Source organism: Verminephrobacter aporrectodeae subsp. tuberculatae At4 (genome assembly GCF_000193225.1).
GTDB lineage: Bacteria > Pseudomonadota > Gammaproteobacteria > Burkholderiales > Burkholderiaceae_C > Acidovorax > Acidovorax aporrectodeae.
This window is the reverse complement of sequence record NZ_AFAL01000430.1, coordinates 1-13,954: the sequence shown is the minus strand read 5'-3', so window position 1 is coordinate 13,954 and position 13,954 is coordinate 1. Positions and strand designations below refer to the sequence as shown.

Here is a 13,954-nt window from a genome sequence, read left to right as displayed (position 1 = left end):
TACCTCGCGGCGTACCGCGCGCCCGCAACGCCGGGGTTCGACAACGCGCTGGTGCGCCAATTCCCGAACGTCACGAACGTGGACATGAGCGCCACCATCGACCAGTTGCAGCGCGTTCTGGAGCAGGTCGTCCGGGCGGTGGAATTCCTGTTTGCCTTCACGCTCGCCGCCGGGCTGGTGGTGCTGTTTGCCGCCGTCAGCGCCACGCGCGAGGAGCGCGCGCGCGAGTACGCGATCATGCGCGCCGTGGGCGCCCGCGCCAGCCTGCTGCGCCAGGTGCAGCGCGCCGAACTCGCCGGCGTCGGCCTGCTCGCGGGCTTTCTCGCGAGCGCCGCGGCGCTGGCCGTGGGCTGGGCGCTGGCGCGTTTCGCGTTTGGCTTCAGCTGGAACATCAGGCCCTGGGTGCCGCTGGCTGGCGCCGCCGCCGGGGCCGTGCTCGCGCTGGCAGCCGGCTGGTGGGGGCTGCGCGCGGTGCTGCTGCGCCCGGTGGTGGACACGCTGCGCCGCTGCACCGAATAAGCCGAAGGCGCGATCGGGCGCGCTCAACCGCCCGGGTGGCGCACGCCGTACTGCAGCTTCATTCCCAGAATCGTTCCGGCCAGCGCGAGCGTGATGCTGTTGGACGCGACGATGGGCCAGGCGGCCAACGTGACCCCATAGATCAGCCACAGCACCAAGCCCGCCGTGAACACGCTGTACATGCCCAGCGAGATGCCGCTCACGTCGCGCGTGCGAAAGGTGTGCAGCGCCTGCGGAACGAAGCTGCAGGTCGTGAAGGAAGCGGCCAGATAGCCAATCAGTTCAGAGGTTTGCATGAAGCGGCTCGTGAGGGATGCGGTCCGGGGTCGTGCGGATTATCACCAGTCGCATGCGCTGCACGCCGCCGGGGAGTCGCCAAGGATGCGTTTATGCCGACTGCCTCAGGACCAGCGCCGGCGCTTGCACGAAGCGCCGCACCCGGGTGCCGGGCGCCTTGATGCGGGCCAGCAGGAGCTGCGCCGCTTCGGCGCCGATCACTTCGGACTTGACATCGACCGTGCTCAGCGGCGGGTTCGAGTGCGCCGAGTCCAGGATGTTGTCAAAACCGACGAGCGCAAAGTCGGTCCCGGCGCGCAGTCCGCAGTCCCCCAGGGCCGAGAGCGCACCGAAGGCGGTCAGGTCGTTGTAGCAGACGGCGGCTTTCACGCGCTTGTGCGTGCTGAGCAAATGCAGCATCGCGGCGTGGCCGCCCTCGCGCGTGGGCGGGGACGTCACGATCAGGTCCGGGTCGAAGCCGACGCGGTGCGCGTGCAATGCGTCCTTGTACCCGTCGAGGCGCTGCTGAAGGACCGGGCCCGTGACGCCGCCCAGGAAGGCCACGTGCTCGTGCCCCCTGCCGATGAGGTGGTTCATTGCGTAGCGGACGCCGGCGCAGTTGTCGGACCCGGCGAAGTCGTAGCTTCCGACCCCCAGCGTGCGCACCATCACGACCATCGGGATGCCCCATGACTTGACGGTCCTGGGCAGCGAGGCCGGCGTTGCGAGCGCCGGGCAGATGGCAATGCCGGCAACGCCCTGCTCGCGCAAGACGGTCAGCAGGCGCTGCTGCCGGTTCAGGTCCTCGTTGGTATGCGCCATGAAGACGGTGTAGCCAGCGTCCGCAAGCCTGCGCTCGAGCCCCACGAGGACTTCGACGAAGAATGAATTCCTCAGGTCATTGATGACGACGCCAATGGTGTTCGACGACTGTCTGCGCAGCTCTGCTGCGCGCCGGTTGTAGACGTAGCCGATTTTGCTCGCGGCCGTGCGCACCCGGCGCGAGGTCTCCGCCGAAATGAGCTCGCTGCCGCGCAACACCAGCGACACGGTGGACTTGGATACGTTGGCCGCAGACGCGACGTCGAGGATGGTCGCGGCCCGAAAGCCTGGCGTTTGCTTGCTCATGGCGTGCGTGTCATTTCCTGCAGGAGGCGGCGGCCCTTTCTCCAACTGACTGCTTGTGCGAAGCGTCGAAGAGAACGTTTTGGATCGTTCCAACAGTTTATCCTGATTGCGACATTCCGTGTGCATCCCCGGGGCGCTGCCTGCGGCCTGGCAAGGCGCGTTGCGCGGCGTCCCTCTGGCCATGCGCCACGGAAAACCGGGCACAGGGAGCGCCCTGCCCCACGCCCTGCCTTGCTCCCTGCAGGCCTGATTCCTGGCGGGTTGGGTGCTCCTTTTTTCGCCATTTTTCTTACCCCTCTTGTCAGTGCTTACCCCTGGTTTCCGATTTTCCGGAGGATTGTTGTTGACATCCAATGGGAACGTTCCAATAATCCATTAAACCGTTCCAATAAGCCAGTGCATGAACTCGGAAAAGACCCCGGAGAACCCCGCACCCCCCATCGGCTGGGGACTCATCGGAGCCAGTACCATCGCCGCCGAGCACATGCTGGGAGCCATCCGCGCACAGGCCGGCCACGAGGTCGTCGCGGTAATGAGCAGCAGCGCGCAGCGTGGCCGTGAGTACGCGCGCAAGAACGCCATCGCTTCGGTTCCCGAGTCGCTGGACGCGCTCTTGGCGAACCCGCAGGTGCAGGCCGTCTACATCAGCACGACGAACGAGTTGCACAAGGCGCAGGTGCTTGCCGCCGCCGCTGCGGGCAAGCACGTGCTGTGCGAGAAACCCCTGGCGCTGACCGTGGCCGACGCGCGCGAGATGCTCGCCGCCTGCCAGGCAGCCGGCGTGGTGATGGCGACGAACCACCACCTGCGCAACGCGGCAACGCACCGCAAGATGCGCGAGCTGATTGCGCAGGGGGCCATCGGCAGGCCGCTGTTCGCGCGCGTCTTCCACGCGGTCTACCTGCCCGCGCATCTGCAGGGCTGGCGCCTGGACCGGCCGCAGGCCGGCGGTGGGGTGATTCTGGACATCACCGTGCACGACGCGGACACGCTGCGCTTCCTGCTCGGCGCCGAGCCGGTCGAGGTGGTTGCCCTGTCGCAATCGACGGCGCTGGCCAAGCAGGGTCTGGAAGACGGGGTCATGGCCGTCGTGCGCTTCGACAACGGGGTGCTGGCGCAGATCCACGACGCCTTCAGCGTCCGGCACGCGCAGACCGGAATCGAGATCCACGGCGAATCCGGCTCGCTCGTCGGCCGCAACGTCATGACCCAGCACCCCGTGGGCGAGGTCGTGCTGCGCGATGCCCGCGGCGAAACCCTGCTGCCCATCGCGCACGAGAACCTCTACGTGCGCGGCGTCGCCGCGTTCTGCGCCGCAATGCGCGGGGACGGCCCGCCCGCAGCCAGCGCCGAGGACGGGGTCCGTTCGCTGGCCACCGCCGTGGCCGTGCTGCACGCCTGCAAGACGGGCCAGCGCACGCCCGTGATCCTTTGACCGTGACAGGGCGAGCAACGTGAGCAAGCTCATCGAGCCGGAACAGGCTGCCGCGCTCGTGCGCGACGGCGACATCGTCAGCATCAGCTCTTCCAGCGGTCTGGGCTGCCCCGACAAGGTGCTCGAGGCCATTGGCGCGCGCTTCGAGAGAGAAGGCGCGCCAAGAAACCTCACCGCCCTGAGCCCCATCGCCGCCGGCGACATGTACGGAATCCGGGGGATAGACCACTTGGCCCGGCCGGGGCTGCTGCGGCGCATTCTTGCGGGCTCCTATCCCAGCGGCCCGTCTTCGCTGCCCATGCCCGCGATCTGGCGCATGATCGAAGGCGACACGGTCGCGGCCTACAACATTCCCAGCGGAATCCTGTTCGACATGCACCGCGACGCGGCCGCCAGGCGCCCCGGTGTCTTGACGCAGGTGGGCATGGGAACCTTCGCCGACCCCGCGCAGCAGGGCTGCGCGATGAACGCCAGCGCGGCGGCGCAGCCCGTCGTGCGCAAGGAGCGTTTCGACGGCCGCGACTGGCTGTACTTTCCCGCCGTCGTCCCGCAGGTGGCGATCATCCGCGCGACCACGGCGGACGAGCGCGGCAACCTGACTTACGAGCACGAGGGCGCACTGCTCGGCGGGCTCGAGCAGGCGCTTGCCGCGCGGAACAACGGCGGCATCGTGATCGCGCAGGTCAAACGGCAAGTCCTGGATGGAACGCTGCGTCCGCACGACGTGCGCGTGCCCTGCAATCTGGTGGACTACGTCGTCCTCGACCCCGGGCAGATGCAGACCACCCAGACGCTCTACGACCCCGCGATCAGCGGCGAGATTTTTCAGCCGCTGGCGCACTTCGCGCCGCAGCCCTGGGGCGCGGAGAAGGTCATCGCGCGCCGCGCGGCGTTGGAACTCAGGGCGGGCCACGCGGCCAACCTCGGCTTCGGCATTTCCGCGAACGTGCCGCGCATTCTTCTGGAAGAGGGCCTGCACGGCGCAGTCACCTGGGTCATCGAGCAGGGCGCCGTCGGCGGCATGCCGCTGCTGGGTTTTGCGTTTGGCTGCTCCGCGAACGCCGACGCCATCATGCCCTCGCCGCAGCAGTTCAGCTACTTCCAGGGCGGCGGCTTCGATATCGCGCTGCTGTCGTTCCTGCAGGTCGATGGCAACGGCAGCGTGAACGTCTCCAAGCTCGGCGCGAAGCCCTATCTGACCGCCGGCTGCGGGGGCTTCGTGGACATTACCGCGCACGCCCGGCGGATCGTTTTTTCCGGCTTCTTCACCGCCGGCGCGCGGCTCGAAGTCGGCTGCGGCAGGCTGCGCATCGTGCAGGAGGGCCGCACGCGCAAGTTCGTCCGCAGCGCCGAGCACATCACCTTCAGCGGTCTGCTCGGGCGCGAGCGCGGGCAGCAGGTGTGCTACGTCACCGAGCGCTGCGTCGTCGTTTTGCGCGACGGCGCGCTGGTGGTCACGGAAATCGCTCCCGGCGTCGATCTGCAAAGGGACGTGCTGGACCAAGCGGAAGTGCCGCTGCAAGTCGCCGACGACCTGCGGCCCATGGACGCCGCCCTTTTCATGGAGCAGCCCATGGGGCTGGTGCTCCAGACTGCCGGGGTGCGCCGTGGTGGATGAGAGCGTCCAGATCGCCATCGACGCGCAGGTGGCGACGGTCACCCTGAACCGTCCGCAGAAGCTCAACACGCTCACGCCCGCGATGCTCGACGCGCTCGAGGGCGCGGCGCGCAGGCTCGAGGCCGACCGCAGCGTGCGCGCCGTGGTCCTCACGGGAGCGGGCGAGCGGGCGTTCTGCGCCGGCGCCGACATCCATGCCTGGGCCGCGCTCGGGCCGCTCGACATGTGGCGCAGCTGGGTGCGCCGCGGGCACCAGGTTTTTGACCAGTGGGCGCGCCTGCGCCAGCCGGTGATCGTGGCGCTCGGCGGGCACGCCTTCGGCGGCGGACTGGAACTGGCGGTCGCGAGCGACGTCCGGATTGCCGCCGAGGGCGCCCAATTTGCGCTGCCCGAGGCAAGCATCGCCACCTGCCCCGGCTGGTCGGGAACCCAGCGCCTGGTGCGCCTGATCGGCCCGGGGCCGGCGAAGTACCTGGCCCTGAGCGGGGAGCGCCTGGACGCCGCCGGCGCGCTGCGCTGCGCCCTGGTGCACGAGGTCGTCGCGCAGGGGACTGCGCTCGCGCGCGCGCAGCAGCTGGCGCGCCAGATGTGCACCAGGGCGCCCGTGTCCATGCAACTGAGCAAGCAACTCATCAACGCGGCCGCAGGGGAGGACGCTGCGGCCAGCATGGAGGCCATGGCCGGGGCCCTGGCGGCCTTTACCGACGACGCCAAAGAGGGCGTCCTGAGCTTCCGGGAGAAGCGCGCGCCCCACTACACCGGGAACTGACTCCCGCCCCATGGAACGGACATGAACGCAAGAACGAATCAGGAATCCCCCTACCAGGGCCGGCTGCTCATCGATGGCCAGTGGTGCGACGCGGCCGACGGGGCCCGGCTCGAGCGCCGCTCCCCGGCGCACGACCAATTGGTCGCGGTCTACGCGCAGGCCGGCGTGCAGGACGTGCAGCGCGCCGTCGCGGCCGCGCGGCGCGCCTTTGACCAAGGGCCATGGCCGCAGATGAAGGGCGCCGAACGCGCGCGCATCCTGCGCCAGGTGGCCGACGCCATCCTGGTGCGCAAGCAGGCGCTGGCGCGCATGGAATCGCTGGAAAACGGCAAGCCGCTGGCGCAGTCGCTGGCCGAGATCGAGGGCGCGGCCGACCTGTGGCAGTACGCAGCCAGCCTGGCGCGCAACCTGCACGGCGACAGCTACAACACACTGGGCCAGGCGACGCTGGGCGTGGTGCTGCGCGAGCCCATCGGCGTGGTGGGGATCATCACCCCCTGGAACTTCCCGTTCCTCATCGTCAGCCAGAAGCTGCCGTTCGCCCTGGCCGCGGGCTGCACCTGCGTGGTCAAGCCCGCGGAGGTGACCTCCGGCACCACGCTGATGCTCGGCGAGATCCTGCTCGAAGCGGGCGTTCCGGCCGGCGCCGTGAACATGCTCGTGGGCGAGGGCAGCGTGGTCGGCGAGGCGCTGGTCACGCATCCCGACGTGGACATGCTCTCCTTTACCGGATCGACGGCCGTGGGCAAGCAGGCGCTTGCGCAGTCGGCCGCCACGCTCAAGAAGGTCGCGCTGGAGCTCGGCGGAAAGAATCCGCAGATCATTTTTGCCGACTGCGACTGGGAGGCCGCGGTGGATGCGGTGGTCTACGGCGTCTTCTTCAACGCCGGCCAGTGCTGCAACAGCGGCAGCCGCATCCTGGTGCAGGACGCGATTGCCGAGAAGTTCTCGGCGGCGGTCGTCGAGCGCTCCCGGCACGTGCGTGTCGGCGACCCGTTTGCCGAGGGCACGCAGGTGGGCGCAATCACGACGCACAAGCAGCTGGCGAGCATCCTCGCGCACATCGAGGGCGCGCGCAGGGACGGCGCGCAGCTGGCGCTCGGCGGCGCACGCATGAACCGCCCGGGCCTGTACATCGAACCCACGGTGCTCACCGGCGTGACGCGCGATATGGCGATTGCCAAGCAAGAGGTGTTCGGCCCCGTGCTCTCGGTGCTGCGCTTCGGCACGCTGGCCGAGGCCATCGAGCTCGCGAACTCCACGCTCTACGGCCTGTCCGCGGCCGTGTGGAGCCGGGACTTCGATACCTGCCTGACGGCGGCGCGCCGCATCCGGGCCGGAACGGTCTGGGTGAACACATTTCTCGAGGGTCATGCGGAGCTCCCCTTCGGGGGTTACCGCGAGAGCGGCATTGGCCGCGAATTGGGTCGACTTGCCACGGAGGACTACACCGAAACGAAAACCCTGCACATGCACCTGGGCGCACGCGCCGACTGGTATCTGGCGCAAGCCTGAGCCGCTTCCCTTGAGCCTTTCCTGTTCCATTCCATTTCATTCAGAGAGACCGTCATCATGAAAAAACAAATTCTTGGACTGAGCATCGCAACCGCCTTCGCACTTCCCGTCGCCGCGCAGCAGAGCGTCGAGGTCCTGCATTGGTGGACCTCGGGCAGCGAGGCGGCGGCGTTGAGCGTCCTCAAGGACAATTTGGAGAAGCAGGGCGTGAAGTGGAACGACATGCCGGTCGCCGGCGGCGGCGGCGAGGCCGCGATGACCGCGGTGCGCGCGCGCGTGACCTCGGGCAACCCGCCGACCGCCGTGCAGATGATGGGCTTTGACCTGTCGGACTGGGCCAAGCAGGGGGTTCTGAGCGACCTCAACGAGCTGGCCATGAAACAGGGCTGGGACAAGGTGGTGCCGGCCGCGGTGCAGCGGTTCTCGAAGTTCAACGGCAAGTGGATCGCCGTGCCCGTGAACCTGCACTCGACGAACTGGATCTGGGCGAACAAGGAGGTGCTCACCAAGGCCGGCGTCATGACCGAGCCCATGACCTGGGACGAATTCATCGCCGCGGCGGAAAAGGTGCAAAAAGCCGGCTTCATCGCCATCGCGCACGGCGGCCAACCCTGGCAGGACGCCACGGTGTTCGACGGCGTGGCGCTGGCCACCGGCGGCCCCGACTACTACCGCAAGGCCTTCGTCGAACTCGACCCCAAGGCGCTGAACTCGCCGACCACGGAGAAGGTCTTCGAGCGCATGGCGCAGCTGCGCCGATTCGTGGACAAGGACTTTTCCGGGCGCGACTGGAACGTTGCCTCCGGCATGGTCATCAGCGGCAAGGCGGGCTTTCAGATGATGGGCGACTGGGCCAAGGGCGAATTCATCAACGCCAAGAAGATCCCGGGCAAGGATTTCCTGTGCTTTCGCACGCCCGGCAGCCAGGGGAGCGTGTCCTTCAACACCGACCAGTTTGCGATGTTCAAGGTCGGCGGCGACAAGGGGGCGGCGCAGATCAAGCTCGCCAGCGCGATCATGGATCCCGCGTTTCAGACCGCGTTCAACGTCGTCAAGGGTTCCGTTCCCGCGCGCACCGACGTGCCCGACACGGCTTTTGACGACTGCGGCAAAAAGGGCATGAAGGACCTGGCCGAGGCGAGCAAAAAGAACACGTTGGTGGGGTCGATCGGCCATGGCCACGCGGTTCCGGCGTCGATCAAGAACGCGTTCTACGACGTCATCACGCGCCACTTCAACGGCCAGATCGACAGCAAGAAAGCCGTCGCGGAAATGCTTTCCGCGGCCAAGAACTAAAGCCGGCTGCACCCGGACGGGGAACACTCCGCGTCCGGGTCATGGAGAGAGACGGTCATGAAAGCGCAACTGCTGCCCCGGTTATTGATCACCCCGAGCGCCCTGCTGGTGCTGGTCTGCGTCTACGGCTACATGATGTTCACGTTCTATCTGTCGTTCACGAACTCGACCATGATGCCGAGCTACGCGATGGTCGGGACGGCGAACTACCAGCGCCTGCTGGGTTTGGAGAACTGGTGGGTGGCGGTCTCGAATCTGGGCCTGTTTGCGACCCTGTACATCGGCTGCTCGCTCACGCTGGGTCTGGGTCTGGCGATTCTCATCGACCAGAAGATTCACGCCGAGGGCGCGCTGCGCTCCATCTTCCTGTACCCCATGGCGCTGTCCTTCATCGTCACGGGGACGGCCTGGAAATGGCTGCTCGACCCCGGCGTGGGCCTGGAGCGATCGATCCATGGGCTGGGCTGGGAGGGCTTTTCCTTCGGCTGGATCAAGGACAGCGGGATGGCCATCTACTGCGTGGTCATCGCCGCCGTCTGGCAGACCGCGGGCTTCGTCATGGCCATGTTCCTCGCGGGTCTGCGCGGGGTGGACTTCGAGCAGGTCAACGCCGCGCGCGTAGACGGCGCCAAGACCTGGCAGATTTACCTGCACATCGTCGTCCCGCAGCTCGGCCCGGTCTTCGTTTCGTCGTTCGTGATCCTCGCGCATATGGCGATCAAATCGTATGACCTCGTGATCGCGCTCACGAATGGCGGCCCGGGGCGCTCGACCTGGCTGCCGTCGGTCTTCATGTACCAGTACTCGTTCACGCGCAACGAGATGGCGGTGGGCGCCGCGAGCTCGGTGCTGATGCTGCTGGCGATCGCCACCGTCGTCCTGCCGTACCTCTACAGCGAAATGAGGAAGCTGAAAAATGGCTGACGCCGCCACCGCCACCGCCGCCCCTGCCCATCGCGCCGGCGCGTTGCGCCCGGGCCGCGTCGCCCTGTACCTGGTGCTGCTGGTTTTTGCGCTGGTCTTTCTGTTGCCGGTCTACGTGATGCTCGTGAACTCGCTCAAACCGCTCGACGAAATCCGTGGCGGGGGCCTGCTGGCATTGCCCATGAACTGGACCATCGAGCCCTGGACCACGGCCTGGGGAACGGCGCAGATCGGCGTGCAGCCCACGGGGCTGAAGCCGTATTTCCTGAACTCGTTCCTGCTCGTGGTGCCGGCCGTGCTGCTGTCCACGCTCATTGGCGCGGTCAACGGCTACGTCCTGACCCAGTTCCGCCTGCGCTTTGCGCCCGCGCTGTTTGCGGCCATGCTGTTTTCGGTGTTCATTCCGTTCCAGATCGTCCTCATCCCCATGGCCAAAACCCTGGGTTTTCTGGGCCTTGCCGGAACGGTGACGGGCCTGGTCTTCGTGAACGTGGTGTACGGCATCGGCTTTACCACGCTGTTCTTTCGCAACTACTACGCGGCCTTTCCGAATGAGCTGGTGCGCTCGGCGCGCATGGACGGGGCCGGCTTCTTCGGCGTCCTTGGCCGCATCCTGCTGCCCAACAGCGCGCCCATCATCGTGGTCACCGTGATCTGGCAGTTCACGAATGTCTGGAACGAGTTCCTGTTTGGCGCGTCGTTCAGCGATTTCAGCTCGTACCCGCTGACCGTGGCGCTGAACAATCTGGTCAACAGCAGCACCGGGGTCAAGGAATACAACGTGCACTTTGCGGGCGCGTTCATCGCCGCGTTGCCCACGCTCTTTGTCTATCTGCTCTCGGGCAAATACTTCGTTCGCGGCCTGATGGCCGGGTCGGTGAAAGGTTAAGGGTTCCATGGCCTCGCTCGAATTGATCCATGTGCAAAAGAGTTTTGGCCCGGTCAAAATTTTGCATGACATCTCCATTGACCTGGCGGACGGCGAATTCCTGGTTCTGGTCGGCCCCTCGGGCTGCGGCAAGAGCACCTTGATGAACATCATTGCCGGCCTGGAAGAGCCGAGCAGCGGCAGCCTGAAGCTGGACCAGCGCGACATCACGCAGATGGGGCCGGCGGACCGGAACATCTCCATGGTGTTCCAGTCCTACGCGCTGTACCCGAACATGACGGTGGCCCGGAACATCGAATTTCCCTTGCAGATGCGCAAGGTGCCGAAGGAGGCCCGCGCCGCGCGCGTCCAGTCGGTCGCCAAGATGCTGCAAATCGAACATCTTCTGGAGCGCCGGCCGCGCCAGCTCTCGGGCGGTCAGCGCCAGCGCGTCGCCATCGGCCGGGCCCTGGCGCGCGAGCCACAGCTGTATCTGTTCGACGAGCCGCTGTCGAACCTGGACGCGCAGCTGCGCGTGGGCATGCGCACGGAAATCAAGAAGCTGCACCAGCGCCTGAAGGCGACCATCGTCTACGTGACGCACGACCAGATCGAGGCCATGACGCTGGCGACGCGGATCGCGGTGATGAAGGGCGGCGTCCTCCAGCAGCTCGGAACCCCGGCGCAGGTCTACGACCAGCCCGCAAACACCTTCGTCGCCGGTTTCATGGGCTCGCCCCGGATGAACCTGCTCAAGGGCCGCTTGCAGGCGACGGGCGCGGCTGCGCCGTGCATCGTGCTCGACGACGCAGCCCATCCCGGCTGCGCCGCGCAGATCGCGCTGCCGCAGGCGCTGCTCACGCCGGCGTTGGCCGGCTACGTCGGCCAGCCGGTGATTGCCGGAATCCGCCCCGAGGCGGTGGCGCTGGCCGCGCCGGACGCGGTCGCGGGTGCGCAGCAGGCGATCGTCGAGGCGCGGGTCGAGGTCGTCGAGCCCACCGGCGCGGATACGCTGGTGCTGCTCGATCTGGGGGGGCAGGAGTTCACCGTGCGCCTGGACCCCGACGTCACGCTGCACGCGTCCGAGCGCGCCCGGTTCCTGATCGACCTGCGCAAGCTGGTGTGCTTCGACGCGCAATCCGAGGAACGGATTGCCTGATGTCGTGCGCACAACACGAACTGAGCGACGTCGTCATCATCGGCTCCGGCGTCGGTGGCGGCAGCGTGGCCTGGCAACTCGCGGGCTCGGGCGCGCAGGTGCTGGTGCTCGAACGCGGCCCGTTCTTACCCCGCGAGGCGCAGAACTGGGACCTGGAGGAGATCTTCGTCCGGCAGCGCTACAAGACGCAGGAACTCTGGTACGCCGACGGCCGCGCCTTCCGCCCCGGCATGTTCTACTTCGTCGGCGGGCTGAGCAAGTTCTACGGCACGGCGATGTTCCGCTTTCGCGAGCGCGATTTCGAATGCGTGCAGCACGAGGAGGGCGAGTCCCCCGCATGGCCGATCCGGTACGCGCAGCTCGAGCCGTGGTACGCGCTCGCCGAGCGCCTCTTCGGCGTGCGCGGGCAGGCCGGGATCGACCCGACCGAGCCCGCGCGCAGCGCGGGCTTCGAGCACCCACCGATTCCCCACGAACCCGTGCTGCAAGCGATTCATGAGCGGCTCCAGGCGCAGGGGCTCGCGCCCTTTGCCATGCCCAGCGCGATCGACTTCGGCGCCGGTGGCCGCTGCCTGCGTTGCAGCAACTGCGACGCGCTGCCCTGCAAGGTGGACGCGAAGGGGGACGCCGAAATGCGGCTCATCCGACCGGCGCTGGAGCACGCGAACGTCGAACTGCGCACCGGGGTGCGCGTCGAGCGCCTGCTGACGGACGACTCCGGCCGGCGCATCACGGCCGTGGACGTGTTGCACGACGGCGTGCGCAAGCGCATCTGCGGCAAGCTGTTCGTGCTCAGCGCAGGCGCCATCAACTCCGCGGCCCTGCTGCTGCGCTCGGCCAACGGGGCGCATCCCCGGGGCCTGGCGAACAGCAGCGACGTCGTCGGGCGCCACTACATGACGCACAACACCACGGCGCTGATGGCCGTGCACCCGCTCAGGCGCAACCGCACCCACTTCCCCAAGACGCTCGCGGTGCACGACTTCTACTTTGGCGACCCGACGCATGGCTACGGCTACCCGCTGGGCAGCCTGCAACTGCTGGGCAAGATCCGCGAGCCCATGCTCAGGGGCCCGCTGGGCCATCTGCCGAAAATGCTGCGCAGCCTGCTGGCGCAGCACAGCGTCGATTGGTACGCGCAGAGCGAGGACCTGCCGGACCCGGACAGCCGCGTCAGCGTGCGCGAGGACGGCGCCATCAACCTGCACTGGAAGCGCAGCAACCTCCGGGCGCATCAGCGCTGGGTCGCCAAGTGCCGGGAGATTCTGCGCGCCACGGGCTATCCGCTGGTGCTGGCCAAGGGCTTTGGCACCGAGGTGGTCTCGCACCAATGCGGAACGGTCCGCTTTGGCGCGGACGCGAAAACCTCCGCGCTCGACGCGCTGTGCCGGGCCTGGGACCACGAGAACCTCTACGTGGTGGACGCGGGCTTTTTCCCTTCTTCGGCGGCGGTGAATCCCGCGTTGACCGTCGCTGCGCAGGCGCTGCGCGTGGGCCAGCATATCCGGGAGCAGGTGCTCTGATGCACACCGCAAGGGCCTTGGCCGTGGTCACCGGAGCGCGCCGCGGAATCGGGGCGGCCATTGCCATCGACCTGGCGGCGCAGGGCTTCGACCTGGCGATCACCGACCTGGGCCCGGAGGGTGCGGACGCGACCCTGGACGCCATCGGGGCGCACGGAGGCCGCGCGCGCTTTTTCGCTTCGGACCTGGCCGAGGTCGGCGCGCACCCGGCGCTGGTGGACACGATCACCGACTGGGGCGGGCCGATCGTGGCCCTGGTGAACAACGCGGGAATCGGCTCACCGCGCCGTGGCGACCTGCTCGAGGTCCCGCCCCAGGCGTTTGACCGGGTGCTCGGCGTGAACCTGCGCGGCACGTTCTTCATGACCCAGGCGGTCGCGCGCCACATGCTGCAAACGCCGGCGCCCGCGGCGGCGCCAGCGCGCAGCATCGTCACGCTGTCCTCGGTGAGCGCGGACATGGCCTCGGTCGAGCGCGCGGAGTACTGCCTCTCGAAGTCGGGCCTGTCCATGCTCACCAAGCTCTTTGCGCTGCGCCTGGCGGCGGCGGGGATCGGCGTGTTTGAAATCCGGCCGGGCGTCATCCGCACGCCCATGACGCAGGCGGTGTCTGCCGACTACGACCAGCGCATCGCGCAGGGCCTGGTCCCCATGCACCGCTGGGGCCAGCCCGACGACGTGGCGCGCGCGGTGCGCGCGCTCGCGCTCGGGCAGCTGGCGTTTGCGAGCGGCAGCGTCCTGTGCGTGGACGGCGCGCTCTCGATTCCACGGCTATGAAGATGGAACATTACGACTACGTCATCGCGGGCGGCGGCTCCGCGGGCTGCGTGCTCGCCAACCGCCTGAGCGCAGACCCGGCGCTGAGCGTGCTGCTCATCGAGGCCGGCGGTTCGGACTGGCACCCGTTCTTCCACTGGCCCGCGGG

At 67.7% G+C, this 13,954-nt stretch carries 14 protein-coding genes; 12 read left to right on the top strand and 2 right to left on the bottom strand.

Annotated elements, in window-relative coordinates; genetic code table 11:
* Positions 1–519: FtsX-like permease family protein (locus VTU_RS27245; protein WP_010105044.1), on the top strand; the 519-nt coding region annotated here is incomplete at its 5' end.
* A 23-nt stretch (positions 520–542) separates the two neighbouring features.
* On the opposite strand, the gene VTU_RS0113635 is transcribed toward VTU_RS27245, so the two are convergent.
* Together VTU_RS0113635 and VTU_RS0113630 are read right to left on the bottom strand one after the other, a co-directional pair.
* Positions 543–815 carry a SemiSWEET transporter gene (locus VTU_RS0113635; protein WP_010105042.1) on the bottom strand — a complete coding sequence of 91 codons (273 nt, stop codon included), beginning with the start codon at positions 813–815 and terminating at the stop codon, positions 543–545.
* 91 nt (positions 816–906) lie between these two features.
* Positions 907–1,923 carry a LacI family DNA-binding transcriptional regulator gene (locus tag VTU_RS0113630; protein ID WP_010105041.1) on the bottom strand — a complete coding sequence of 339 codons (1,017 nt, stop codon included), beginning with the start codon at positions 1,921–1,923 and terminating at the stop codon, positions 907–909.
* 400 nt (positions 1,924–2,323) lie between these two features.
* On the opposite strand from VTU_RS0113630, the gene VTU_RS0113625 reads away from it, so the two are divergent.
* The 11 genes from VTU_RS0113625 to VTU_RS27240 form a co-directional block, all read left to right on the top strand.
* Positions 2,324–3,358, top strand: coding sequence for a Gfo/Idh/MocA family protein (locus tag VTU_RS0113625; RefSeq protein WP_010105040.1), 1,035 nt, complete (start codon positions 2,324–2,326; stop codon positions 3,356–3,358).
* Between the two features lie 19 nt (positions 3,359–3,377).
* Positions 3,378–4,976 (top strand): acyl CoA:acetate/3-ketoacid CoA transferase, encoded by a 1,599-nt coding sequence (locus tag VTU_RS0113620; protein WP_010105039.1) that lies wholly within the window; start codon positions 3,378–3,380, stop codon positions 4,974–4,976.
* Positions 4,966–5,745 (top strand): enoyl-CoA hydratase/isomerase family protein, encoded by a 780-nt coding sequence (locus VTU_RS0113615; protein ID WP_010105038.1) that lies wholly within the window; start codon positions 4,966–4,968, stop codon positions 5,743–5,745. The genes VTU_RS0113620 and VTU_RS0113615 overlap by 11 nt, the downstream gene beginning before the upstream one ends.
* Before the next feature lie 21 nt (positions 5,746–5,766).
* Entirely contained in the window at positions 5,767–7,260 is a 1,494-nt protein-coding gene (locus tag VTU_RS0113610) for an aldehyde dehydrogenase family protein (protein ID WP_010105034.1), read from the top strand.
* 57 nt (positions 7,261–7,317) lie between these two features.
* Complete coding sequence (locus VTU_RS0113605) at positions 7,318–8,556, top strand: ABC transporter substrate-binding protein (RefSeq protein ID WP_010105033.1); 1,239 nt, start codon at positions 7,318–7,320, stop codon at positions 8,554–8,556.
* Between the two features lie 57 nt (positions 8,557–8,613).
* Complete coding sequence (locus VTU_RS0113600) at positions 8,614–9,480, top strand: carbohydrate ABC transporter permease (protein ID WP_010105031.1); 867 nt, start codon at positions 8,614–8,616, stop codon at positions 9,478–9,480.
* Positions 9,473–10,369: a carbohydrate ABC transporter permease gene (locus VTU_RS0113595; protein WP_010105029.1), complete on the top strand. Its 897-nt coding sequence runs from the start codon at positions 9,473–9,475 to the stop codon at positions 10,367–10,369. The genes VTU_RS0113600 and VTU_RS0113595 overlap by 8 nt, the downstream gene beginning before the upstream one ends.
* Before the next feature lie 7 nt (positions 10,370–10,376).
* On the top strand, positions 10,377–11,507 hold the full coding sequence (locus tag VTU_RS0113590) for an ABC transporter ATP-binding protein (protein WP_010105027.1): 1,131 nt from the start codon (positions 10,377–10,379) through the stop codon (positions 11,505–11,507).
* A complete protein-coding gene (locus VTU_RS0113585) occupies positions 11,507–13,030 on the top strand; it encodes an FAD-dependent oxidoreductase (protein ID WP_010105026.1) in 1,524 nt (507 codons plus the stop codon). The genes VTU_RS0113590 and VTU_RS0113585 overlap by 1 nt, the downstream gene beginning before the upstream one ends.
* Entirely contained in the window at positions 13,030–13,806 is a 777-nt protein-coding gene (locus tag VTU_RS0113580) for a 3-ketoacyl-ACP reductase (RefSeq protein WP_010105025.1), read from the top strand. The genes VTU_RS0113585 and VTU_RS0113580 overlap by 1 nt, the downstream gene beginning before the upstream one ends.
* A gap of 2 nt (positions 13,807–13,808) precedes the next feature.
* Positions 13,809–13,954, top strand: a 146-nt coding sequence (locus tag VTU_RS27240; protein ID WP_040892820.1) for a lycopene cyclase family protein, incomplete at its 3' end; no start/stop codon positions are given.